Source organism: Streptomyces sp. NBC_01352, from assembly GCF_036237295.1.
GTDB lineage: Bacteria > Actinomycetota > Actinomycetes > Streptomycetales > Streptomycetaceae > Streptomyces > Streptomyces plumbiresistens.
This window is the reverse complement of record NZ_CP108354.1, coordinates 5630881-5653246: the sequence shown is the minus strand read 5'-3', so window position 1 is coordinate 5653246 and position 22366 is coordinate 5630881. Positions and strand designations below refer to the sequence as shown.

The 22366-nt window shown below is 70.7% G+C and carries 22 protein-coding genes and 1 tRNA gene; 12 read left to right on the top strand and 11 right to left on the bottom strand.

Annotated elements, in window-relative coordinates:
• Positions 1–121 precede the first annotated feature (121 nt).
• Both OG252_RS26180 and OG252_RS26175 read right to left on the bottom strand, forming a co-directional pair.
• Positions 122–721 carry a hypothetical protein gene (locus tag OG252_RS26180; protein ID WP_329339099.1) on the bottom strand — a complete coding sequence of 200 codons (600 nt, stop codon included), beginning with the start codon at positions 719–721 and terminating at the stop codon, positions 122–124.
• Between the two features lie 55 nt (positions 722–776).
• A complete protein-coding gene (locus OG252_RS26175) occupies positions 777–1442 on the bottom strand; it encodes a bifunctional DNA primase/polymerase (protein WP_266436793.1) in 666 nt (221 codons plus the stop codon).
• A 492-nt stretch (positions 1443–1934) separates the two neighbouring features.
• Here OG252_RS26175 and OG252_RS26170 point away from each other — a divergent pair, with 492 nt between their 5' ends.
• The 3 genes from OG252_RS26170 (at position 1935) to OG252_RS26160 (ending at position 5488) form a co-directional block, all read left to right on the top strand.
• Complete coding sequence (locus tag OG252_RS26170; protein ID WP_266436790.1) at positions 1935–3458, top strand: PP2C family protein-serine/threonine phosphatase; 1524 nt, start codon at positions 1935–1937, stop codon at positions 3456–3458.
• A gap of 94 nt (positions 3459–3552) precedes the next feature.
• Positions 3553–5055: an aminopeptidase P family protein gene (locus OG252_RS26165; protein ID WP_329339096.1), complete on the top strand. Its 1503-nt coding sequence runs from the start codon at positions 3553–3555 to the stop codon at positions 5053–5055.
• Between the two features lie 190 nt (positions 5056–5245).
• Entirely contained in the window at positions 5246–5488 is a 243-nt protein-coding gene (locus tag OG252_RS26160; protein ID WP_411149556.1) for a hypothetical protein, read from the top strand.
• Here OG252_RS26160 and OG252_RS26155 read toward each other — a convergent pair.
• The 3 genes from OG252_RS26155 to OG252_RS26145 form a co-directional block, all read right to left on the bottom strand.
• Entirely contained in the window at positions 5463–6302 is an 840-nt protein-coding gene (locus OG252_RS26155; RefSeq protein WP_329339095.1) for a triphosphoribosyl-dephospho-CoA synthase, read from the bottom strand. The two genes, OG252_RS26160 and OG252_RS26155, sit on opposite strands and share 26 nt — an antisense overlap.
• A 3-nt stretch (positions 6303–6305) precedes the next feature.
• Entirely contained in the window at positions 6306–7247 is a 942-nt protein-coding gene (locus tag OG252_RS26150) for an intradiol ring-cleavage dioxygenase (protein WP_329339093.1), read from the bottom strand.
• 102 nt (positions 7248–7349) lie between these two features.
• Positions 7350–7805, bottom strand: coding sequence for an ATP-binding protein (locus tag OG252_RS26145; protein ID WP_266436783.1), 456 nt, complete (start codon positions 7803–7805; stop codon positions 7350–7352).
• Between the two features lie 231 nt (positions 7806–8036).
• On the opposite strand from OG252_RS26145, the gene OG252_RS26140 reads away from it, so the two are divergent.
• From OG252_RS26140 to OG252_RS26100, 9 genes are all read left to right on the top strand, one after another.
• A complete protein-coding gene (locus OG252_RS26140) occupies positions 8037–8870 on the top strand; it encodes a hypothetical protein (RefSeq protein WP_329339091.1) in 834 nt (277 codons plus the stop codon).
• Positions 8871–9080: 210 nt separating this feature from the next.
• The gene (locus OG252_RS26135; protein ID WP_266436777.1) at positions 9081–9833 is read left to right on the top strand and encodes a YcnI family copper-binding membrane protein; all 753 of its coding nucleotides are present in this window, start codon (positions 9081–9083) and stop codon (positions 9831–9833) included.
• 112 nt (positions 9834–9945) lie between these two features.
• Complete coding sequence (locus OG252_RS26130; RefSeq protein ID WP_266436774.1) at positions 9946–10599, top strand: SCO family protein; 654 nt, start codon at positions 9946–9948, stop codon at positions 10597–10599.
• Positions 10596–11051: a copper chaperone PCu(A)C gene (locus OG252_RS26125; RefSeq protein WP_329339089.1), complete on the top strand. Its 456-nt coding sequence runs from the start codon at positions 10596–10598 to the stop codon at positions 11049–11051. The genes OG252_RS26130 and OG252_RS26125 overlap by 4 nt, the downstream gene beginning before the upstream one ends.
• 13 nt (positions 11052–11064) lie before the next feature.
• On the top strand, positions 11065–12993 hold the full coding sequence (locus OG252_RS26120; protein ID WP_329339087.1) for a copper resistance CopC/CopD family protein: 1929 nt from the start codon (positions 11065–11067) through the stop codon (positions 12991–12993).
• Between the two features lie 8 nt (positions 12994–13001).
• The gene (gene efeB, locus OG252_RS26115) at positions 13002–14312 is read left to right on the top strand and encodes an iron uptake transporter deferrochelatase/peroxidase subunit (protein WP_329339085.1); all 1311 of its coding nucleotides are present in this window, start codon (positions 13002–13004) and stop codon (positions 14310–14312) included.
• Between the two features lie 72 nt (positions 14313–14384).
• Positions 14385–15317 (top strand): prephenate dehydratase, encoded by a 933-nt coding sequence (gene pheA / locus OG252_RS26110; protein WP_266436766.1) that lies wholly within the window; start codon positions 14385–14387, stop codon positions 15315–15317.
• A gap of 539 nt (positions 15318–15856) precedes the next feature.
• Entirely contained in the window at positions 15857–17134 is a 1278-nt protein-coding gene (gene serS, locus OG252_RS26105; RefSeq protein WP_329339083.1) for a serine--tRNA ligase, read from the top strand.
• Positions 17131–17946 carry an HAD family hydrolase gene (locus tag OG252_RS26100; protein WP_266436764.1) on the top strand — a complete coding sequence of 272 codons (816 nt, stop codon included), beginning with the start codon at positions 17131–17133 and terminating at the stop codon, positions 17944–17946. Before serS ends, OG252_RS26100 begins: the two co-directional genes overlap by 4 nt.
• Before the next feature lie 14 nt (positions 17947–17960).
• Here OG252_RS26100 and OG252_RS26095 read toward each other — a convergent pair.
• The 6 genes from OG252_RS26095 to OG252_RS26070 all read right to left on the bottom strand — a co-directional run bounded on the left by OG252_RS26095 (position 17961) and on the right by OG252_RS26070 (position 22152).
• A tRNA-Ser gene (locus OG252_RS26095) sits at positions 17961–18047 on the bottom strand.
• Between the two features lie 268 nt (positions 18048–18315).
• Positions 18316–18561, bottom strand: a complete 246-nt coding sequence (locus tag OG252_RS26090; RefSeq protein ID WP_406494019.1) for an SGM_3592 family protein — start codon at positions 18559–18561, stop codon at positions 18316–18318.
• A gap of 79 nt (positions 18562–18640) precedes the next feature.
• Positions 18641–19360 carry an ABC transporter permease gene (locus tag OG252_RS26085; RefSeq protein WP_329339080.1) on the bottom strand — a complete coding sequence of 240 codons (720 nt, stop codon included), beginning with the start codon at positions 19358–19360 and terminating at the stop codon, positions 18641–18643.
• Between the two features lie 11 nt (positions 19361–19371).
• Positions 19372–20283 (bottom strand): ABC transporter ATP-binding protein, encoded by a 912-nt coding sequence (locus OG252_RS26080; protein WP_266436761.1) that lies wholly within the window; start codon positions 20281–20283, stop codon positions 19372–19374.
• Positions 20280–21197, bottom strand: a complete 918-nt coding sequence (locus OG252_RS26075; RefSeq protein WP_266436760.1) for an ABC transporter permease — start codon at positions 21195–21197, stop codon at positions 20280–20282. The genes OG252_RS26080 and OG252_RS26075 overlap by 4 nt, the downstream gene beginning before the upstream one ends.
• Positions 21187–22152 (bottom strand): ABC transporter ATP-binding protein, encoded by a 966-nt coding sequence (locus OG252_RS26070; RefSeq protein ID WP_266448308.1) that lies wholly within the window; start codon positions 22150–22152, stop codon positions 21187–21189. Before OG252_RS26070 ends, OG252_RS26075 begins: the two co-directional genes overlap by 11 nt.
• Positions 22153–22366: the final 214 nt, after the last annotated feature.

Here is a 22366-nt window from a genome sequence, read left to right as displayed (position 1 = left end):
CGAATTTGCGAACGGCCGATCTCTTGTTACCGTTTCAGTAGCCCGGTTGCTGGTGCATCCCCCGTCGCCAGCAACCGGGCCTTTTCATGTCCGCGTGCCCTTTACGCACCGGCGTCCTGCGTCAACTGCCCGTAGTGGCCCCGGAGTTGCTCCCGGCCCGCAGCAGCAGCGGCCCGTCCGCGGCCCGCCCCGCGAACTCCGCCACCGCCGTGTACCCCTCCAGGTTCCCCCTGGTGCGTTCCCGGGGTGTCTCGCAGGTTCCCGGCTCGTCCTCGGCGCCCACCGCGCAGTGCATCTGCACGGTCCGTCCGCCGGGACCCATGAGGCTCAGTACGGAGTCCAGTGCGCCGCCGGTCGCGTTGCGGTAGTAGGTGCGCGCCCAGGTCTCCTCACCCTGCGTCAGCACACACGTCTGCGCCTCGACGCCGTCGGGGGAGGTGAGTTCGGGACCGCAGCGGGCGGCGGTGGCGAGACCGAGGCCGAACAGTGGCGGGGAGCCGGCGGGTTCGGCGGAGGGGGCCTTGGCGTCGGCGGGTGGCGCGGAAGGACGTACCGCGTCACGTGCGGTCGAGGCACGTGCGGGCGGGCGCCCCTCGTCGCCCACCTGTCCCGCGGACGCCATGGCCAGCGGCAGCGCGGCCGCGCAGACCACGACGCCCGCGAGGGCGAGCAGACGGATCTTCCGGGGGTCTGGGGGCCTGCCCCCAGAATGTCGCACCATGCACCGGAACATAACGAGCGGGAGCGGGCGTCCGGTTCCGCCCGCGCCGACACCCCTACAACTCGGGTGCGCTCACACCCGTACGAGTGAGGGCCTCGACCACCGCGTCCACCACGGCCTCCACGTCGGGCACCCATGGAGAGGCCGAGCCGGGCAGCGGGGCGCGCTCCCAGCGGATCTCGCCGTCGCCCGTCTCGGAAGGCGGCAGGGCCAGATAGCCGCCCTCTCCGTGGAAGCGGAGGGAGCCGGGGACGTAGTCCTTGGCGTACAGCAGTTCGCCCAACTGCTCCATGGAGTACGGCTTCACGAGCAGCGCCCAGCGGGTGGGCGTAGCGACGACCGGGCCGAGGCGCATGCCCTTGCGGTCGAGCACGGCCAGGGCCCGGGCGGCCGCGAGGGCCGGCAGGCTGACCGCGCAGGGAGCGTTGCCGCCGGTGGCCAGGACGATCGGCGCGGCGGGGCGGTTGGTCCACCACCAGCGCACCATGCGCTCGTCGGTGGTGGCCGCGAGGAGTCCGGGGTCGAAGGGGTGGGCACCGGGCACCGTGCACTCGGGGTCGGGGCAGCCGCAGCGGGCACGCCCCTGTGGGTCCGCCGCCACGCCCGGGAGTACGGGCCACTGCCATTCCGTCGCGAAGGTCAGGGCCGCGCTGATCAACTCAGGCCTTCCGTCGCTGCGCTGGGACAGGAGCCTGCGTCGCTTTCCGAGGATCTCGCGCATGAGCGCTCGTTCCTTTCCGTTGCACCGCTGGCAACACCGAGGACCACATCACACCATGTGTCGATCACTTCACTGTGCGTACCTGTTGGCGCATCACACCCCTGTCAGAGACAAGGGGAACCCCTATGGGCCGAACGTTGAGCTGCGTCCACGGGCCTGGCCCACACTGCCGTGCATCTCAAGCATGGGCCTGGCGTGGGGGTGGCGAAGTCTGGCGTTTGCCGTCCCGCGTATTTCTCTTCGCCTCCGCCACGGGAGGATGGGGCACGGTCGTCGGTGGCTAAGACGCCCGGGTCCGTCGCCAGGTTCCGGGTGATTGCCAACCACCCCTGGTCTTCTCCGAGTACGTACCCATCACGACCGTTGTGACGCTCTGTGGAGCAAGGCCAGTCGACCGCAATAAGCCGTTACCCGAGTCAGTTTTAGGCCAACTTTGCCTTTTGGCAAGTGCTGCACCTGCGACCCACGGACACCAGGAATCCCGGCAGGACAATGCTGGACATCCCCTCACGAGTGCGTGTACATGTGGAGACACTGCTAGCGGCGCAGAATGACATGGGGGTTTGCGATGCTTTTGAGCAATACGCACCGGTCGGAAAGCCGGACGCCATGAACGCCCCTCACCCTCCGAAAGTGGCTGGAATCGATTCAACGGTTCCCTCGCCCGCACACACTGTCGCGCCCGCGCCTGCCGCCTCGGGTACCTCTGCGGTTCTCTCGCCGAACGCGCCGGGCGCGTTGCTCCAGGACCGTCTCGCCGGCTGGGTCTCGGATCTCACGACCCTCCACGAACTCACCGAACGCCTGGCCCGCACGGACGCGCTCGCCGACGCCCTGCAGGAACTGCTGCACGCCGGAGCCGCCCTGGTGGGCGCCCGCCGCGGACTCGTCGTGCTGGAACCCGGCGACGGACTCGGCCCCGACACCACCCTCGGCCTGGGCCTCGCCCGCGCCGACCTCGGCCACATCGAGACCGTGCCGCGCAGCTCCATGTCGTACGGCCGCATCCTCGACGGACTGCCCGGCGGCGACGCCGAGATCACTGAGCCCGACCTCTTCGCCGAGGACGGGCTCGACCCCCGGCACCGCGAGGTCGCCGCCCGTCTGGGCTACGCCGCGAGCTACGCGCTGCCCCTGACGGCGGAGGCGTCCACCGAGCGCGCCGCCCGTCTCGGCGCCGCCGTGTGGCTCTACGACGAGCCCGCCGAGCCCGCCGAGCGGCAGCGCCACCTGGTCGGCCTGTACGCCCGGTACGCCGGCGAGCACCTGGCCCGGCTCCTCGAAATCGAGCGCACGCGCGCGTGCATGGCGACGATCGCCGAGGAGCTGCTGCCGTCCCGGCTCCCCCGCGTCGCGGGCGTACGGCTCGCCGCCCGGCACCGCACCGGCCCGCGCGGTGGCGGCGACTGGTACGACGCGCTGCCGCTGCCGGACGCCGCGCTCGGCCTCGCCGTGGGCTCGGTGACGGGTTCCGGGCCCAGCGCGATCGCCGCCATGGGACGGCTGAGAGCCTCCCTGCGGGCGTACGCCGTGATGGAGGGCGAGGACCCCGTCGCCGTCCTGTCCGACCTGGAGCTGCTGCTCAGGCTCACCGAGCCCGCCCGCTCCGCCACCGCCCTGTTCGCCTACTGCGAGCCCGCGCTGCGCAAGATCACGCTGGCCGGTGCCGGGCACTGCCCGCCGCTGCTGGTCGGCGAGCGGCGCACCGAGTTCGTGGAGACCTCCCTGTCCGCACCGCTCGGGATGCTCGCCTGCTGGGAGGCGCCCGGCGTGGAGCTCCAGGCCCAGCCGGGAGAGACGGTTCTGCTCTACACCGACGGGCTGCTGCACCGCACCGGCGACGCCACGGACCGCGCCTTCGCCCGGCTGCACGCGGCGGCGGCCGGCGTGCCGAGAGCGCTGCGGCGCGACCCGGAGGCGATCGCCGACCACGTGCTGCGGACCGTGCTGCCGGACGGGCTGGACGAGGCGGACTCCGAGGAGGACGTGGTCCTGCTCGCCGCTCACTTCGAGTAGCCGGGCGTGAGCAGTCCTGTAACAGGTCATTCGGCCCTGGGCCCCCTTCCGTACGACCGTACGATGGAGGGGGTCCAGTGCCGTAACTAGGAGGATGACCGTGGCCGACGAGCTCACCCCGGCAGTGTCCGATTCTGCTGCTGACGCAGCGGGCCCGGAAGCTGAGTCTGAGGAGCCCATCAAGCAGCGGAAGAACGGCCTGTACCCGGGCGTGTCCGACGAGCTTGCCGAGAACATGAAGTCCGGCTGGGCCGACACGGAGCTGCGCGACCTGGAGCCGATCGCGCAGGCCGCCGAGACCGCCGCCCGCCGGGCCGCGCTCTCCGCGCGCTTCCCGGGCGAACGCCTGGTGATCCCCGCGGGCAACCTGAAGACCCGCTCGAACGACACCGAGTACGCCTTCCGGGCGTCGGTCGAGTACGCGTACCTCACCGGCAACCAGACAGAGGACGGCGTGCTCGTCCTGGAGCCCACCGCCGACGGCCACAAGGCGACGATCTACCTCCTGCCGCGCTCCGACCGCGAGAACGGCGAGTTCTGGCTCTCCGGCCAGGGCGAGCTGTGGGTCGGCCGCCGGCACTCCCTCACCGAGGCCGAGAAGCTGTACGGCATCCCCGCCTCCGACGTGCGCGAGCTGGCCGACCGGCTGCGCGAGGCCACCGGCCCGGTGCGGGTCGTGCGCGGATACGACGCCGGCATCGAGGCCGCGCTGACCGACAAGGTCACCGCCGAGCGCGACGCCGAGCTGCGGGTCTTCCTCTCCGAGGCGCGGCTGGTCAAGGACGAGTTCGAGATCGGCGAGCTGCAGAAGGCGGTCGACTCGACGGTCCGCGGCTTCGAGGACGTGGTCAGGGTCCTCGACAAGGCCGAGGCCACCTCCGAGCGGTACATTGAGGGCACGTTCTTCCTCCGCGCGCGCGTGGAGGGCAACGACGTCGGCTACGGCACGATCGCCGCGGCCGGTCCGCACGCCTGCACGCTGCACTGGGTGCGCAACGACGGGCCGGTGCGCTCCGGTGACCTGCTGCTGCTCGACGCGGGCGTCGAGACGCACACGTACTACACCGCCGACGTCACGCGCACGCTGCCGGTCAACGGCCGGTTCAGCGAGATCCAGAAGAAGATCTACGACGCCGTGTACGACGCCCAGGAGGCCGGTATCGAGGCCGTGCAGCCGGGCGGGAAGTACCGGGACTTCCATGACGCCGCGCAGCGGGTACTGACCGAGCGGCTCGTGGCGTGGGGGCTGGTCGAGGGGCCGGTCGAGCGGGTGCTGGAGCTGGGGTTGCAGCGCCGGTGGACGCTGCACGGCACGGGGCACATGCTCGGCATGGACGTCCATGACTGCGCTGCCGCGCGCGTGGAGTCGTATGTGGACGGCACGCTGGAGCCGGGGATGGTGCTCACCGTCGAGCCCGGGTTGTACTTCCAGGCCGACGATCTGACCGTGCCTGAGGAGTACCGGGGGATCGGTGTGCGGATCGAGGACGACATTCTGGTGACGGAGGACGGCAACCGGAATCTGTCGGCGGACCTGCCCCGGCAGTCCGACGAGGTGGAGTCCTGGATGGCGTCCCTCAAGGGGGCCGAGAGCTGATTTTCGGCTGCGGGTAGTTCGTGGCCGGTCGCGCCCGCGCGGCGGAGCCGCACAGGTCACCGCCTCGCGCCCCTGAGGGGGTTGGTGTGGACCTGCATATCGGCAGGGGTCCGGGCCCCAGGTCGCCTCGCTGCCTCCCGTCGCGGCCGAGCAGCCGGAGGCCGCGGCGCGCCATCGCTGCGGCGCAATCTTGTCCTTCGACCTGGCCCCGGCCGACCGCGTCGGCGAGTACCAGGGCTTCTTCGGGACCGGTGTGACCGTGGCCCGCACGCTGGGCCCGCTGGTGCTGACCTCGCTGCTGCTCGGGTGGGGCACGGCGGGGTGGCTGGTGCTGGGAGGAGCGACGCTCGTGGCGTCGTACGCGATGGGCCCGGCGATCCGCCGGGCCCATGGCTCCCAGGCGGACGTCAGGCTGCCCGTAGCGGTGAACTGACCCTCGCCGGAAGCGAGTCCAGGAACAGCGCCCCCGCCAGCAGCCCCGCGCTCCCCCGTGGGCTCCACGCGCGCGCGTGCAGGTCGGCGTCGAGGGCGTGCAGGGCTTCGCGGCCCGCCTCCGTCGCCGTACCGCCCGCTTCCAGGATTCCGCGGGCGCCCGCCTGGACGTGCCGCAGGCCGACCGGGCCCGCGGTGTGCAGGAGTTCGGTGTCCTGGAGGGTGGACATCACGGTGAGCAGGGCGTCGAGGCGGGCCTCGCTCTCGTCGGCGCCGGCCGAGCGGGCGGCGGCGAGGGCGTCCAACGCCCGCCGTACGTGCGGGAATCCGGCCCGGGCCTCGCCACGCGCCCCTGCGGCGCCGTACTTCGCCGAGATCGACGAGCCGCGCGAGGGCCGTCGCGGGGCCCGCCGGTCGGGATGCGCGGCGATCCGCTTGGCGGCCGCGGCCACGTCCTTCGCCCCGGCGCGGGGTTCGAGGGCGGCCGCGGCGACCAGCAGGCCGAGCGCCCACAGGGCGCCGCGGTGGCCGCCGCCGGCCAGGCCTACGGAGTGCTCGGTGCAGCGGCCGATCGCGCCAAGTTCGGTACGGAGCCGGGGCGTGGGTTCGCCCGTGCGGCGGGCCGCGGCGGCCATCGCCGCGAGGCCGGGCGCGAGCGCCTTGGCGGACCAGCGCAGGGCACGGTGGTCCACCCGGGTCGTCCGGGCGCCCAGGTCACGCGGATCGGGTAGACCGGGCTTGGGGGCCAGCGCCAGCTGCCCGGTCAGCGCGTCCACGGCGGCCTGGGCCAGCGCGTCGTCCTCACGGCTGTTCATGCGCTACGAGGACGCCGTGGCCGACGGGGAGGCGCTGTCGCTCGGTGGGGTGCCCGTGGGGGCGTCGCTGGGAGGCGTACCGCCCTCGCCGCCACCGCCGCTGCCCGCACCGGTGTTCTCGGCGTCGGGGTCCACGCCGAGGGTGAGGGAGCCCTTGTAGCCCTTGGAGGGGTCGCTCTTGTGCACGGCTTTGAGGGTGAGCAGGCCGCTGGAGGCGCCGCCGCCGTCGTAGACCATGTCGTCGGCGAGCTCGGTGTAGGTGCCGGAGTGCTTCGCGTACGGCTCCAGCGTGAAGATCTCCTCGGCGATGTCGTCGGCGAAGAACAGCTGGCCGGTGTAGTTGACCTTGCCGCCCTCGTAGGTGCCGTCCTCCTTCTCGCCGCCGGTGTGCACCTTGAGATGGATGTGGCAGGTACGCGGGGTGTACCAGCCCGGGAAGATCGTCTCGAACTTGACGACCCCGTTGGCGTTGGCGATCTGGTAGCCGCGCAGATAGGTGTTGTCGTCGGCGGTCGAACCGTCCTCGCTCTCCGCCGGCGCGGAGCCGCCGGGGTTGGCGGTGGTGTAGCCGGAGTAGTAGCCCCAGGCGTCGCAGTGCCAGATCTCCACGGCCGCGCCGGGCACCGGGGTGCAGCCGTCGGTGGCGTCCACCACGGTGAGGCGCAGGGTCAGCGGGACGCCGCTCTTGCCCTCGGTGATGTCCTTCCGCACCAGGGCGCCGTCGAGGTAGTACGGCCCCTCGGTGACGCTCGACATCAGGGTCATGCACTCGCTGCTGGAGGAACTCTCCGAGGCGGTCGCGGTGGCCTGCGCGGTGGCCGTCGCGTCGTCGGCGAAGGCCGACTGGTACCCGGCCACGGCCAGACCGCCGGCCGCGACCGTGCCACCGGTCACCGCGAGGGCGCGGCGCCGGGTGATCGAGGTGTCTTTGTGGTTTCCCGTCATGTCCATGAACGTAGGAAGGGCGCCCATCAGGGACCTGAGCCGACGCTGTACGCAAGCTATGAGTGCGTATCGCGCATCTTCGGGTGAGTCCGGGCGGTGGCGCTACACCGCCATCAGCGGCGCGTCCTTCTTCCACTTCAGGATCTTGTCGAAGCTCACCACCGCGCCCCGCCGGCCGGGCTTGTTGCCGATGTGGACGTGGTCGGCGAGTTCCTCGATGAGACACAGGCCGCGGCCGTTCTCGTCCTCCAGGGGCGCCGGACGGGCCGGAGGCCTGGGGCGTGCGGCCGAGAAGCCGGGACCCGAGTCGGCCACCTCGATACGGCACTTCTCGCCGTCGAGGTAGGCGGTGACGCGGTACGCCTGCGAGGAACCCTCGTGGCCGCCGTCCCCGCCGTGCTCCACCGCGTTCGCGCAGGCCTCGCTGAGGGCCAGGGAGAGGTCGTAGGAGATGTCGGGATCGACGCCCGCCGTCTCCATGGTGCCGAGCAGCAGCCGCCGGGCGAGCGGAACGCTCGCGGCTTCGCGCCGCAGATGGAGTGACCACCAGATGCTCATGCTCCAGCCTCCTGGCCGCGGCTCGACATACCGTTACGTATTGCCGCGTGTGCCCCGGTGTAAGCACAGAGTTGACGTGATGCCGCCCATATGGGGGATGCGCCGAGGGCGGCCACCGGTGTATGTGGGGCGCCTTGTGGCAGAAGGTGACCTTCCGGTCGTACTACACGTACGTCATCTTGTGGACCTGCCGTATGGCGGCTATAAGCCCAATGCGATGATGAGCCCGCCATGACTGCCCCCCACCCCCGTACGGCGCGCTCCGGAGGCGATCTCCGGGTGCTGCGGACCGCGGTGTTCGCCGCGGTCTGCGTCGTGCTGGCCGCGGCCGGTCACAGCCTCGCCTCCTGCGCCACGGTTCCGCTGTGGACGCTGGGCGCGGGTTTCCTGGGGGCCGTCCTGGTCGTGGCACCGCTCGCCGGGCGCGAGCGGTCACTGCCGGGCATCGCCGCGCTGCTCGCGGTCGGACAGACCGTGCTGCACGTGCTGTTCGGGCTGGGGCAGCACGGTACGACGGCCGCCGCGGCAGCCGGTACGGCCTCGGTCTCCGACGCCTCGCTGATCGAGCAGGCCGCGCGGCTCGTCTGCGGGACCACCGCGGCGGCGATCAGCCCCGCGCAGGCCCAGCGGATCCTCGTGGACGCGCGGATCCATCAGGGCACGGGTGCGGGCACGGGCTCCACGCACCACCCGGCGGACGCCCTGTCCACCGCCGCGGGTTCCTCCATGCCGTTGCTGCCGTCCTTGCCGATGCTGCTCGGTCACGTCCTCGCGGGCCTCGCCGCAGGATGGCTGCTGCGCCGGGGGGACATGGCGCTGCGGCGCCTGATCGAGATGTCCGCGCCGTCCGCGCACTCCGTGGCCGAGGGGGCGCTCGTACGGTCCCTGCGCGGAGCGCTCGCGCTGGTGCGCGCCCTGCGTGCCGGGCTGCCCGGCACGCCCGAGGCCGGTCCTCGCACCCCGCGGACCGTCCTGTTCGCGCCTCCCACGCCCCGTACCACCGCACTCCAGCACACGGTGATCAGGCGCGGCCCGCCCGCCGCCGCACTCTCCCTCGCCGCCTGACGCGACGCGACCAGCGCTCCACTTCCTTCCGAGGGATCCGTGGGGAGGGCCGCCGTCGCGCGGCACGCGCGTGTGCCCGTGCTTCCGAGCGACCTCCCTCTTGACGGGTGATCGCTGACGCACGCGCACGCGTACCCCTCTTCATCACCGGAACCCATCACCGGACCCATCACCGGACCCCGGAAAACCACTTGGAGTGGAGTGCTCCCCATGAAGGCCTCTCGTCTCGCCGCCGCCGGTGCCGTGGCCGCATCGGCCGTCGTCGTCCTGTCCTCGCCCGCGTTCGCGCACGTCAGCGTGCAGCCCGAGGGCGCCGCCGCCAAGGGCGGTTACGCGGTCGTCGACTTCAAGGTCCCCAACGAGCGCGACAACGCCTCGACCACCAAGCTCGAGGTCAACTTCCCGACCGCCCATCCGCTGTCCTCGGTGATGCCGGAGCCGATGGCCGGCTGGGACATCAAGATCACCAAGTCCAAGCTCGACAAGCCCATCGACAACCACGGTGAGCAGCTCACCGAGGCCGTCACCAAGGTCACCTGGACGGCCACGGGCAAGGGCATCGAGCCCGGTTACTTCGAGAAGTTCCCCGTCTCCGTCGGCGCGCTGCCCGAGGACGCCGACGAGCTGGTCTTCAAGGCGATCCAGACGTACTCCAACAAGGAGGTCGTGCGCTGGATCGAGGAGCAGCAGGAGGGCGCGGAGGAGCCCGAGAACCCGGCGCCCGTACTGGCGCTGTCCGCCGCCGCGGAGGACGGGCACGCGCACGGCTCCACGGCCACCGCCGAAGCCACTGACGACGCCTCCGAAGAGGCGAGTGACGCCGAGGCCGCCTCCTCTCAGAGCACCGTCGCCGCCGACAGCAGCGACACCACCGCCCGCGTCCTGGGCGTGGTCGGCATCGTCGTCGGCGTGGTGGGCGTGGCGTACGGCGTGCTCGCCGGCCGTCGGCGTACCGACGCCTGAGTCCAACCGTCCGGAGCGCGCACCGGGGTGCGTACGCCGTCCACCGACCGTGAGTCGACCGGCCGTTCGACCCCGGTGCCGCCCGGCACCATCACATCTGGGACATTTTCCTATGCGCAAGAAGACGTTCGCCGCGGCCGCACTGCTCGCCGCCGCCACCCTGACCCTCTCCGCGTGCGGCAGCAGCGACGACAGCGGTTCGCCGGTCTCCGTGGTCTCCGAGGAGGCCGGCTCGGACAAGGCCGCCACCGTTCTCGACCAGCCGTTCGAGAAGCCGGACCTCGTCCTCACCGACACCCGGGGCAAGTCGTACGACCTCCGCAAGGAGACCGCCGGCAAGCCGACCCTGATCTACTTCGGTTACACCCACTGCCCCGACATCTGCCCGCTGACGATGAACAACATCGCCGTGGCCAAGAAGTCGCTGCCCAAGTCCGAACAGGACGACCTGCGCGTGGTGTTCGTCACCACCGACCCGGGCCGGGACACCCCGTCCGAACTCGGCAAGTGGCTCAAGGGCATCGACACCCAGTTCGTCGGCCTGACCGGCGACTTCGCGACCATCCAGGCCGGTGCGCGCACCCTCGGCATCTCCATCGAGCCGACGCACAAGGACAAGAGCGGCAAGGTCGTCTCCGTGCATGGCACCCAGGTCGTCGCGTTCTCCCCGAAGACCGACGCCGGGTACGTCCTCTACGGCGAGGACGCCACCGTCGACGACTACACCAAGGACCTGCCCAAGCTCGTGAAGGGCGCGAAGCCGTGAGGTCTTTCGCCGTGTCCGCCGCGGTGCTGACCGGTGCCCTCGTACTGGCGGGCTGCGGCTCGGAGGGCGGGGGCGACGGCGAGGGCGGGATCTCCGTCTCCGGCGCCTACATGCCGCAGCCGGTGTCCGACGACATGGCGGCCGGCTTCCTGACGATCGTCAACGACAGCGGTACGAAGGCCGAACTGACCTCGGTCACCAGCGACGTCGGCGAGGTCACGCTGCACGAGACGGCCGGCGGAACGATGGAGGAGGTCCAGGACCTCGCCGTCCCCGCGCATGGTCAACTCGTGTTCAAAAGCGGTGGCACGCACCTGATGTTCGACAAGCTGAAGCACAAGCCCGAAGAGGGCCAGACGGTCGCCGTCGAACTGCACTTCGCCGAGGCGGACCCGGTCGTCGTCAAGATGCCGGTGAAGTCGGCGACCTACATCCCGAAGACCGGACAATGACGGAGGGATCACCTTGACGCCGACCATCGCCCCCCGCGTCCGGACCCTGGTACTGCTGCTCCTGGCCGCGGCCGGCCTGCTCCTTGCCGGGGCCGCCCCGGCCTCCGCGCACGCCGCGCTGACCGGCAGCGACCCCCAGCAGGGGGTGGTGGTCGACAAGGCACCCACCCAGGTCTCGCTGACCTTCTCCGAGCCGGTCTCGACGTCCGCCGACTCACTGCGCGTGCTCGACCCCAAGGGCGCGCCCGTCCAGCGCGGCACACCCTCCAACGTGAACGGGACGACGTACGCCGTCCAGCTGCACAGCGGCCTGCCCGACGGCACCTACACCGTCACCTACCAGGTCGTGTCCGCGGACAGCCATCCCGTCGCCGGCGCCTTCACCTTCTCCGTCGGCGCGCCCTCGTCCACCTCCGTCTCGGTGTCCGACGAGACCGCGGGCGGCGGGGTCGTCGGCTGGCTGTACGGCTTCGGGCGGTACCTGTCGTACGCCGGGTTCGTCGTCCTGATCGGCGGGGCCGCCTTCGTCCTCGCCTGCTGGCCGCGCGGGGCCGGGGTCCGGGTCATGCAGCGCCTCGTCGTCGCCGGCTGGCTCACGCTCACCTCCGCCACCCTCCTGCTGCTGCTCCTGCGCGGCTCCTACACCGGCTCCGGCAAGGTCGGCGACATCTTCGACCTCGACCTGCTCGGCCAGGTCCTCCAGACCAAGACCGGCGCGGCACTGGTCTCCCGGCTGCTGCTGCTCGCCGCGGCCGCGCTGTTCATCGCCGTGCTTTTCGGGGCGTATGACAAGCGTGAGGACGAAGAGAAGCGGGATCTGACCTTCGGGCTCGCCATCGGCGGGACCGTGGTCGCCGCCGGACTCGCCGCGAGCTGGGCGATGTCCGAGCACGCCTCGGTCGGCCTCCAGGCGGGCATCGCCATGCCGGTCGACGTCATCCACCTGCTGGCCGTCGCGGCCTGGCTCGGCGGCCTCACCGCCCTGCTCGTGGCGCTGTACCGGGCGCCCGCGGACACGCCCGTCGACACGACCGCCGTACGCCGCTTCTCGGCCGTCGCCTTCGGCAGCGTCGTCGCGCTGGTGCTGACCGGCACCTACCAGTCGTGGCGCCAGCTCGGCTCCTGGTCGGCGTTCACCGACACCCGGTACGGACAGCTGCTGCTCGTCAAGATCGGTCTCGTGGCGCTGCTCGTCGGCGTCGCGTACATCTCCCGGCGCTGGACGGCCCAGCTGGCGGACAAGGTCGTCCAGCGGAGCGAAAAGGTGCCTCAGAAGGAGCGGGTCACCGCGAGCGCAGGGGACGCCAAGGGAAGTGCCGGGGCGACCCAGGGTGCTGCCGGGGCCTCCACCGGCGCCGGCGGCTCCAAGCGCGCCGCGCAGCTCGCCCGGCAGCGGGCCGCGATGGACACGGCGCGGCAGAAACGGGAGCGGGACGCCGACCCCACCCGGTTCGGGCTGCGCCGCTCGGTGCTCGCCGAGGCCTCGGTCGCCGTCGTACTGCTCGCCGTCACCACCGTGCTGACGCAGACCGAACCGGGGCGGACGGAGGAGGAGGCCAAGGCGGCCACATCCTCCTCGTCCTCCTCGACCTCGTCGTCCGGGGCGGTCACCCTCGACATGTCGTTCGACACCGGCGGCCAGGACGGCAAGGGCCTCGTGCGCGTCGATCTCGACCCCGCGCGCGTGGGCGCCAACGAAATGCACGTCTATGTGGAGCGTCCCAACGGACGCGCCTTCGACATCCCCGAGGTGAAGGTCGCCTTCACTCTGAAGTCCAAGGACATCGGGCCGCTGCCCGTCGTCCCCGACCACATCACCACCGGGCACTGGGCGGCGAGCGGAGTGCAGATCCCCATGGCGGGCGACTGGCAGGTCGCGGTGACCGTGCGGACCTCCGACATCGACCAGACGACCGTCTCCAAGAACGCGCAGATCGGCTGAACCACACCATGACTGACCAGTCCGTCCCGGAGGCCCGTACTCCCGCTCCCGAAGAGGGCGCTGTCGACGCTCTCCAAGAGGGCGCTTCCGAACACGCCTCCTCTTTGGAGGGCCTTTCGCGGCGGAAGCTGCTGAGCACCGTCGGCGCCACCGGGCTCGTCCTCGGTGCCGCCGGCGGGGCCGTGGGATACGCCGCCCGCCCGGCCGAAGCCACCCCGCTCACCTCCGTGGGCGCCGATCAGGTGATGTTTCACGGGAAACATCAGCCCGGCATCACCCAGGGCCTCCAGGCCCGCGGCCATCTCGTCGCCTTCGACCTGGCGGCGGGGGCGGGCCGCAAAGAGGCCGCCGCGCTGCTGCGCCGCTGGTCACAGACGGCACAGCGGCTGATGGCGGGCGAGGCGGCGACGCAGGACGACACGGACGTCGCCCGGGACGCCGGGCCGTCCTCGCTCACGGTCACCTTCGGCTTCGGCCACAGCTTCTTCGCCCGCACCGGGCTGGAGAAGCAGCGCCCGTCCGCCCTGGACCCGCTGCCCGACTTCTCCTCCGACCACCTCGACAAGAAGCGCAGCGACGGCGACCTGTGGGTGCAGATCGGCGCCAATGACGCACTGGTCGCCTTTCACGCCCTGCGCGCGATCCAGAAGGACGCGGGCAGCGCGGCCCGCATCCGCTGGCAGATGAACGGCTTCAACCGCTCGCCGGGCGCCACGGCGCATCCCATGACGGCCCGCAACCTGATGGGCCAGATCGACGGCACCCGCAATCCGAAGCCGAGCGAGCCGGACTTCGACCAGCGGATCTTCGTGCCGTCCACCGGGGAACCCTCCTGGATGGCCAACGGCTCCTACGCCGTCGTACGCCGCATCCGCATGCTCCTCGACGACTGGGAGAAGCTCCCGGTCACGGCCCAGGAGGACGTCATCGGGCGCCGCAAGGCCGACGGCGCGGCGCTGTCCGGAGGCACCGAGACGACCGACATGGACCTGGAGAAGACCGACGCCAAGGGCAATCTGGTCGTCCCGATCAACGCGCATGCCCGCATCACCCGGCCCGACCAGAACGGGGGCGCGGCGATGCTCCGGCGCCCCTTCTCGTACCACGACGGCTTCGACGGCGACGGGGTCCCCGACGCCGGCCTCCTCTTCGTCTGCTGGCAGGCCGACCCCGTGCGCGGCTTCGTCCCCGTCCAGCGCAAGCTCGACCGAGGCGACGCCCTGTCCCGGTTCATCCGCCACGAGGCGAGCGGCCTGTTCGCGGTGCCGGGCGGGGCGGCGGAGGGGGAGTACGTGGGGCAACGGCTGCTGGAGGGGTGACCTCGTCGCTCCGTGGAGTGGCTGCCATGAGATACGTGCACTGTGTTTCGCAAGGCCCATTAGGGTGAGGTCATGCCAGCGAGCTATGCGTATCTCGGCCCTGAGGGCACCTTCACCGAAGTCGCCCTGCGCACGCTTCCCGAGGCGGCCACCCGGGAGCTGATCCCGTACGTGTCCGTGCAGTCCGCGCTCGACGCGGTGCGGGCCGGGGAGGCCGAGGCCGCGTTCGTGCCGATCGAGAACTCCGTCGAGGGCGGGATCACGACGACGCTCGACGAGCTGGTCGCGGGCGCGCCGCTGATGATCTACCGCGAGGTGCTGCTGTCGATCACCTTCGCGCTGCTGGTCCGGCCCGGCACCAAGCTGTCGGACATCAAGACGGTCTCCGCGCATCCGGCCGCCCAGCCGCAGGTGCGCAACTGGCTCAGGAAGAACCTCCCGGACGCCATCTGGGAGTCGGCCGCGTCGAACGCGGACGCCGCCCGGCTGGTCCAGGAGGGCCGCTACGACGCCGCCTTCGCGGGCGAGTTCGCGGCCGCCCGGTACGGCCTGGAGGCCCTGGAGACCGGGATCCACGACGCGGAGAACGCCCAGACCCGGTTCGTGCTGGTCGGCCGGCCCGCCCGGCCCGCCGCACCGACCGGCGCGGACAAGACGTCCGTCGTGCTCTGGCAGCGCGACGATCATCCGGGCGGCCTGCGCGACCTCCTCGGTGAGTTCGCCACCCGGGGCATCAACCTGATGCTGCTGCAGTCCCGGCCCACCGGCGAGGGCATCGGCAACTACTGCTTCTGCATCGACGCCGAGGGCCACATCTCCGACCGCCGGGTCGCCGAGGCACTGACGGGGCTCAAGCGGATCTGCCTCCAGGTGCGCTTCCTGGGTTCCTACCCGCGCGCGGACGTAGAGGTGGCGGACGTTCGCCCTCCGTTCCCGGGCACCTCGGACGGCGAGTTCGTGTCGGCGGCGGAGTGGGTGGCGCGATGCCAGGACGGACGTTTCTAGAACGTTTCCGGCCGCTCCTACCTGCATATTTTCGTTATCCACAGGAGTTATCCACAGGTGGGCTTCTCGACCTGGGGACAAGTCGACAACGAAGCGTCACCCAGTCGACAAATCGCCCTACAGCCCTCAAGTTCGTCCACAGTCCCGTAGGTCACTCTTCGTCCACCCGTTTCCCTCGCGCCATCCTTTGGAGCGACTCATTTCCACCCGAAAGTGGATGTGACGCTGGTTTGGGACGAGAATTCCTCGCCTCGCACCCTCGCTGCGGATTGATCACTTCCGGCGTCCACAGATCTTTCGCACAGCCTGTGGATAACTCTTCGACGCTGTGGATTTCTGTGGACGAAGGGCATCCCAAGTCCCGCTCCGCACAAGGGAATCGAGTCAACCCGGCGCCCGTTGTATGCCCCGTCCCAGGGAGTGAGACGCGTTTTATTGACACGATCGACAATTGCCGCACAACGGAACGTAAGTCGCGATTCGGTGCAGCCCGGAATAGTGAGTCGTGAGCCGTGACCCGCACCGGTAGCCTTGGTCACGTGATTGACCTTCGCCTGCTCCGTGAGGACCCCGACCGTGTGCGTGCGTCGCAGCGCGCCCGTGGAGAGGACGTCGCGCTCGTCGACGCTCTCCTGTCTGCCGACGAGCGGCGCAGGTCGTCCGGCGTCCGCTTCGACGAGCTGCGTGCCGAACAGAAGGCGCTCGGCAAGCTCATCCCCAAGGCCTCCGGAGACGAGAAGGCCGAGCTGCTGAAGAAGGCGGGCCAGCTCGCCGCCGACGTCAAGGCCGCCGACGCCGAGCGCGACGCGGCCGACACCGAGACCCAGGAGCTCGCCCTCCAGCTCAGCAACCTCGTGCACCCCGAGGTGCCCGTGGGCGGCGAGGAGGACTTCGTCACGCTGGAGACGCACGGCACCATCCGCGACTTCGGCGCCGAGGGCTTCGACCCCAAGGACCACCTGGAGCTCGGCACGATCCTCGGCGCGATCGACGTGGAGCGCGGCGCCAAGGTCTCCGGCTCGCGCTTCTACTTCCTCACCGGGATCGGCGCGCTGCTTGAGCTCGCCCTGGTGAACGCGGCGATCGCGCAGGCCACGGCGGCCGGCTTCACGCCGATGCTGACGCCCGCGCTGGTCCGCCCCCAGTCGATGGCCGGCACCGGCTTCCTCGGCCAGGCGGCCCAGGACGTCTACCACCTCGACAAGGACGACCTCTACCTCGTCGGCACGTCCGAGGTCGCGCTCGCCGCGTACCACATGGACGAGATCATCGACGCCGACCGCCTCCCGCTGCGCTACGCGGGCTTCTCGCCCTGCTTCCGCCGCGAGGCCGGCTCGCACGGCAAGGACACCCGCGGCATCTTCCGCGTCCACCAGTTCGACAAGGTCGAGATGTTCTCGTACGTCGACCCGGCGGACTCGCAGGCCGAGCACCAGCGCCTGCTGGAGTGGGAGAAGCAGTGGCTGACGTCGTTGGAACTGCCGTTCCGGGTGATCGACGTGGCCTCCGCCGACCTCGGCTCCTCGGCCGCCCGCAAGTTCGACTGCGAGGCGTGGATTCCGACCCAGGGCAAGTACCGCGAGCTGACCTCGACCTCGGACTGCACCGAGTACCAGTCCCGCCGCCTGTCGATCCGCGTCCGTGACGGCAAGCAGGTCAAGCCGCTGGCGACGCTGAACGGCACGCTGTGCGCCGTACCACGCACGATCGTGGCGATCCTGGAGAACCACCAGCAGGCCGACGGCTCCGTCCGGGTCCCCGAGGTGCTCCGCCCCTACCTGGGCGGCCGGGAGATCCTGGAGCCGGTCGCCAAGTGAGTACGTCGGCTGCCCCGGCCTTTCCCTACCGCCTGATCGCGACCGACCTCGACGGAACGCTCCTGCGCTCCGACGAGTCGGTCTCGCAGCGCACCCGTGACGCGCTCGCCGCGGCCACCGCGGCGGGCGCCGCGCACATCGTCGTGACGGGCCGCGCGGCCCCGTGGACCCGCCACATCCTCGACGACCTCGGCTACAACGGCCTCGCGGTCTGCGCCCAGGGCGCACAGGTGTACGACGCCGGCGAGCACCGCCTGCTGACGTCGGTGACGCTGGACCGGCAGCTGGCCGGGGTGGCGCTGGCCAAGATCGAGGCGGAGGTCGGCCCGCTGTACCTCGCGGCGAGCCGGGACGGGCTGGAGGGCGAGGTGCTGGTCGGCCCCGGTTACGCGGTCACCGGCAAGCTCCCCGCGACACCCTTCACGGACGCGGCCGACCTCTGGACGGCCCCGCTGAACAAGATCTACATACAGCACCCCACGCTGACGGACGACGAGTTGGCCGAGGCCTCCCGCCAGGCCGCCGGTGGCTTCGTCACCGTCGCGATGGCCGGCGCGGGCATCGTCGAGCTGCTTCCGCTGGGGTTGTCGAAGGCCACGGGCCTGTCCCTGGCGGCCCGCCGGCTCGGCATGAAGGCCGCCGACACGATCGCCTTCGGCGACATGCCCAACGACCTCCCGATGTTCGCCTGGTCCTCCTACGGCGTGGCCATGGCCAACGCCCACGAGGAGCTGAAGGCCGTGGCGGACGAGGTGACGTCCTCGAACGAGGAGGACGGGATCGCGGTGGTGTTGGAGCGGTTGCTGGGCTGAACTTCCGTACTCGGCGGAGGATGCACGGATCGAACGTGCGCGGGCTTTTACGCCCGACCTTGGCTTAGCAAGCCAGTGCCTTACCACTCGGCCAATCCTCCGGGTGGGCGGCCTCACGCGAGCGCAGTGCGCCACGTGCTCGAAGCGGCCGCCCCGGGCAGCTCCCCGTATGGGCGGACTCGACGGAGGAGTAACTACTCCGGAGTCTGCCGCGGGCTGCCCTGTGGGGAGCTCGACGGACTGTCGTGCATGGACATCGTCGAACTCCTCCCCAGTGCGTGGCGCCGGTTCGCTCCGGCGTCCTTGACACAACCAATGTGCCGGTACGCCGCGTTCGGCGCCACTGAATAAAAGCGGCCGCGTGTGCTCCTAGCGCCGCCGCCACCTGCGCCGACGCTTGCTGAAGAACCACCCCGCGGGCGGCTCGTCGGAACGCCAGGGCTGCGGTTCGGGCTGCTCCTTGCGCCAGCGCTCGGCGAGCATGCGGGCCCGAGCGGACGGCTCGGCGGTCTCGGCGGACCGTATGAAGTCCTCGTCCAGGACGAGGTCGTCCCACGCCTCGTCTCCCGACCGTCCGCGACCCTCGTTCTGTGACGCCTCGTCCGCCACCGCCATCCCCGCCCTCCCAGCCGTGCGCCCGCTTTTGTCCAGTGTGCCCGGACAGAGGTGAAGCCCCTGTCAATAAGCGGGGCGTCTACTCCTCGCCCGCCAGCGTCAGCGAGCGCAGCTTCTGCCCCGCGTACCAGGTCGCCAGGACGGTGACCACGACGAGCAGGACCGTCGCCGTCGTCAGCCCGACGTCGGAGGTCACCAGATCCCCGCCGGCGACCTTCTGGGCCACCGCCAGAGACCACTGCTGGACGCTGAGCGTGCGTGCCCCAGCCACCAGGGAGCCGAACAGGGCCTCCCAGACCAGCGCGTAGACGAGCCCGAAGACCACCGCGTGCCGCGACACCGTGCCGAGCAGCAGGAAGAGCGCCGCGTAGGCGATGGAGGCGACCAGTGCGGCCACCGTGTAGGCGACGGCGATCTGCTGGCCGTTGCCGTTGAGGATGAAGCCGGCGATCAGCGTGGGCACCGCGGAGAACACCATCGTCACGGCGATCGCGACGATCAGCTTGGTGAAGATGATCGTCGGCCGTTTGATCGGCTTGGACAGCAGGTAGACCACGGAGCCGTCGTCGATCTCCGGGCCGATCGCGCCCGTGCCCGCGATGACGCCGATGATCGGCACCATGGTGGCGAGCGCGAGCCCGCCCAGCAGGTCGGACGCGGTCTGGTCGTCGGCGCCGGCGAGGCCGCGCACCACCACGGAGATCGCGATCAGCAGCAGGGGCAGCGCGCCCAGGATGAGGGCCCGGCGCCGGCCCAGCAGGGCGCGGTAGGTGAGTCGGGCGACTGTGGGGTCGTACATCTTTCGGCCTCCTACGCCGCGACGAGATACGAGAAGACGGACTCGAGCGACTCGTCGGACGGCGAGACCGTGAGCAGGCGGATGCCGTGGTCCCTGGCCACCCTCGGCAGCAGGGCCGTGAAGCGGCCGAAGTCGACGGCCTGGATGCGCAGCGCGCCCTCCGCCAGGTCGACTTCGATGCCGGACGTCGACGGGTCGGCGATCAGCGCGGCCGCGAGGGCGCGGTCGTCGCTGGAGCGCACCAGGTAGCGGTGCGGGCGGTCGGTCATCAGGCGGCGGATCTTGCGGAAGTCACCGCTGGCCGCGTGCCGTCCGGCGACGACCACCTCGATGTGCCGGGCGAGTTGTTCGACCTCTTCGAGGATGTGGGACGAGAACAGCACGGTGCGGCCCTCGTCGCCCATGCGCCTGAGCAGGTCCATGAGCTGCATGCGCTGGCGTGGGTCCATGCCGTTGAAGGGCTCGTCCAGCAGGAGCAGCGAGGGCTCGTGAACGAGGGCGCTCGCCATCTTCACGCGCTGCCGCATGCCCTTGGAGTACGTCGAGATCTTGCGGTCCTGGGCGTACTCCATCTCGACCGTGGCGAGCGCCTTCTGGGCCGCTCTGGCGCCAAGGCCGTGCAACTCGGCGTTGGCCACGACGAATTCGCGCCCGGTGAGGAAGTCGTACATCGCCTCGCGCTCGGGGACGATGCCGATGTGCTTGTAGATGTTCTCGTTGCGCCACACCTGCACGCCGTCGAGCGTGACGGTGCCGGTGGAGGGGGCCAGGAAGCCGCCCATCATGTTGATGAGGGTGGACTTTCCGGCGCCGTTGGGGCCGAGCAGGCCGGTGACGCCGGGGCCGATCGTCATGGTGATGTCGTTGACGGCGACCACGTTGCCGAACCAGCGCGAGACGTGGTCGATGTTGAGCGTGGTCACAGTCCGACCTTTCGGTAGCGGCGCATCATGAGGCCGTAGCAGGCGGCGATCAGGCCGAGGGTGACGAGGACGTAGACGACGCCCTCCCCGTTCGTCGGGCCGACCCCTCCCGGGAACGCCGAGCTCGCACCCAGGAACGCGGACTGCAGTCCGTCGATGAGCGTGATGGGCGAGAACAGGCCGATCCAGGCGATGGATCCGGTGCTGGTCTGCGCGTCGGCGATGGCCTGGAGCGTGGAGACGGCGCCGTAGGAGATGGTCAGGACGGCGATCACGGCGGCGATGCCGAACCCGCGGCGCGGGGTGACCGACGCGATGACCAGGCCGAGGCCGGCGAAGAGCAGCGAGAGCAGTGCCACGGAGACCAGCCCCTGTGCGAATCCCTTGGTCTGGTCGGTGAAGTCGAGCTTGGCCAGCAGGGCGCCCACGTAGAGCACCAGCAGCGGGGCGGCGGTGAGGATGAACAGCGCCGAGGCCAGGGCGGCGAACTTCGCGCGTACGTAGTCGGCGGTCTCGATGGGCCGCGAGAAGTACAGCGGTACGGTCTTGAAGCGCAGGTCGCGCGAGACGGACTGGGGCGCCTGCGAGGCGACGTACAGGCTGATGACGGCCTGCATGACGATCGCGTAGCGCGTGTAGTCGACGGGCAGGTCCTTCGCCTTGGTGGCGACCGCGACGGCGACCATGATGGCCGCGGGCACGCACATCACCACGAACAGCAGCATCGGCAGCACCTTGGACTTGACCGAGCGGCCGAGGCCGTAGGAGCCGCGCAGGGACTGCGAGTACAGGGAACGCGTGGCGTACGAGCGGCCCAGGCGCGGGCCGTCGTAGCTGCGGTAGCCGATGTTGTGGATGCGGGTCTGGTCACCCGACGGTGCCGCCGGTGTCCGCATGGGCTGTTCAACCGCCATGACCGACGGCCTCCTTCCGCTGCTCGTCCTCGTTGGTGAAGACCTCGGAGATGTGGTGCCGGCGCTGTTCCATGCGCACCAGGCCGAGGCCGAGGTCGGCGACCACGTCCCGCACCAGGTCGTACGTCTCCTCGCCCTGCGCGGTGAGCAGCAGCACGTGGCCGGCACCCGGCAGGCCCGCGCCGCTGTCGAGGATGTCCATCCCGCGCGCGTGGAGCGCGTCGCGCACCGCGCGGGTGCCGTCCGGGTGCTCGTCGGTGTCCGTGACCTCGATCGCGAGGGTGGTCGTGATCTGGGTGAAGTCCGTCGTGGAGCTGGAGCGCAGGAGCTTGCCGCCGTCGACGACGACCACGTGGTCGCAGGTGCGCTCCAGCTCGCCCAGCAGGTGGGAGGTGACCAGGACGGAGATGCCGAAGTCGGTGTAGATGCGGCGGATGAGGCCGAGCATCTCGTCGCGGCCGACCGGGTCGAGGCCGTTGGTCGGCTCGTCCAGGAGGACCAGCTGCGGGTCGTGGACAAGGGCCTGCGCGAGTTTCACGCGCTGCTTCATGCCGGTGGAGTAGCCGCCGATGGGGCGGTAGCGCTCCTCGTACAGCCCGACGTGCCGCAGGGTGTCCGCGGTGCGCTCGCGTGCGGCGGTGGGCGGCAGGCCGGACATGCGCGCCATGTGGACGACGAACTCGGTGGCCGAGACGTCGGGCGGCAGGCAGTCGTGTTCCGGCATGTAGCCGACCCGCTCGCGGATGGCGGCGCCCTTGGTGGCGACATCGAGGCCGAGCACTTCGGCGCGGCCCTCGGTGGCGGGGGACAGACCCAGAAGGATCTTGATCAGTGTGGACTTGCCGGCTCCATTGGCTCCGACGAGTCCGGTCACACCGGGCCCGACGTCCACGGAGAGCCGGTCAAGAGCGGTCACCCGGGGGAACCGCTTGCTCAGGCTTTCGGTCGCGATCACAGTCACGTCTACGAAGGTAGTGACCTGTACCACGCCGGTCGTCACTCCGCAGGGTCGTCTTGGTATCAGACTCCAGGCGTACGGGTCCCTAAGGGTCCCCCTCAGGTCGAACAACGCGTCCCCGGTTGTCCACATCCACGCGGTTGTCCACAGGCCGTCGCGGGCCTATTGACGCAGCCTCTAACGACTGTCACATTCGCCAGTGTCACGTTAC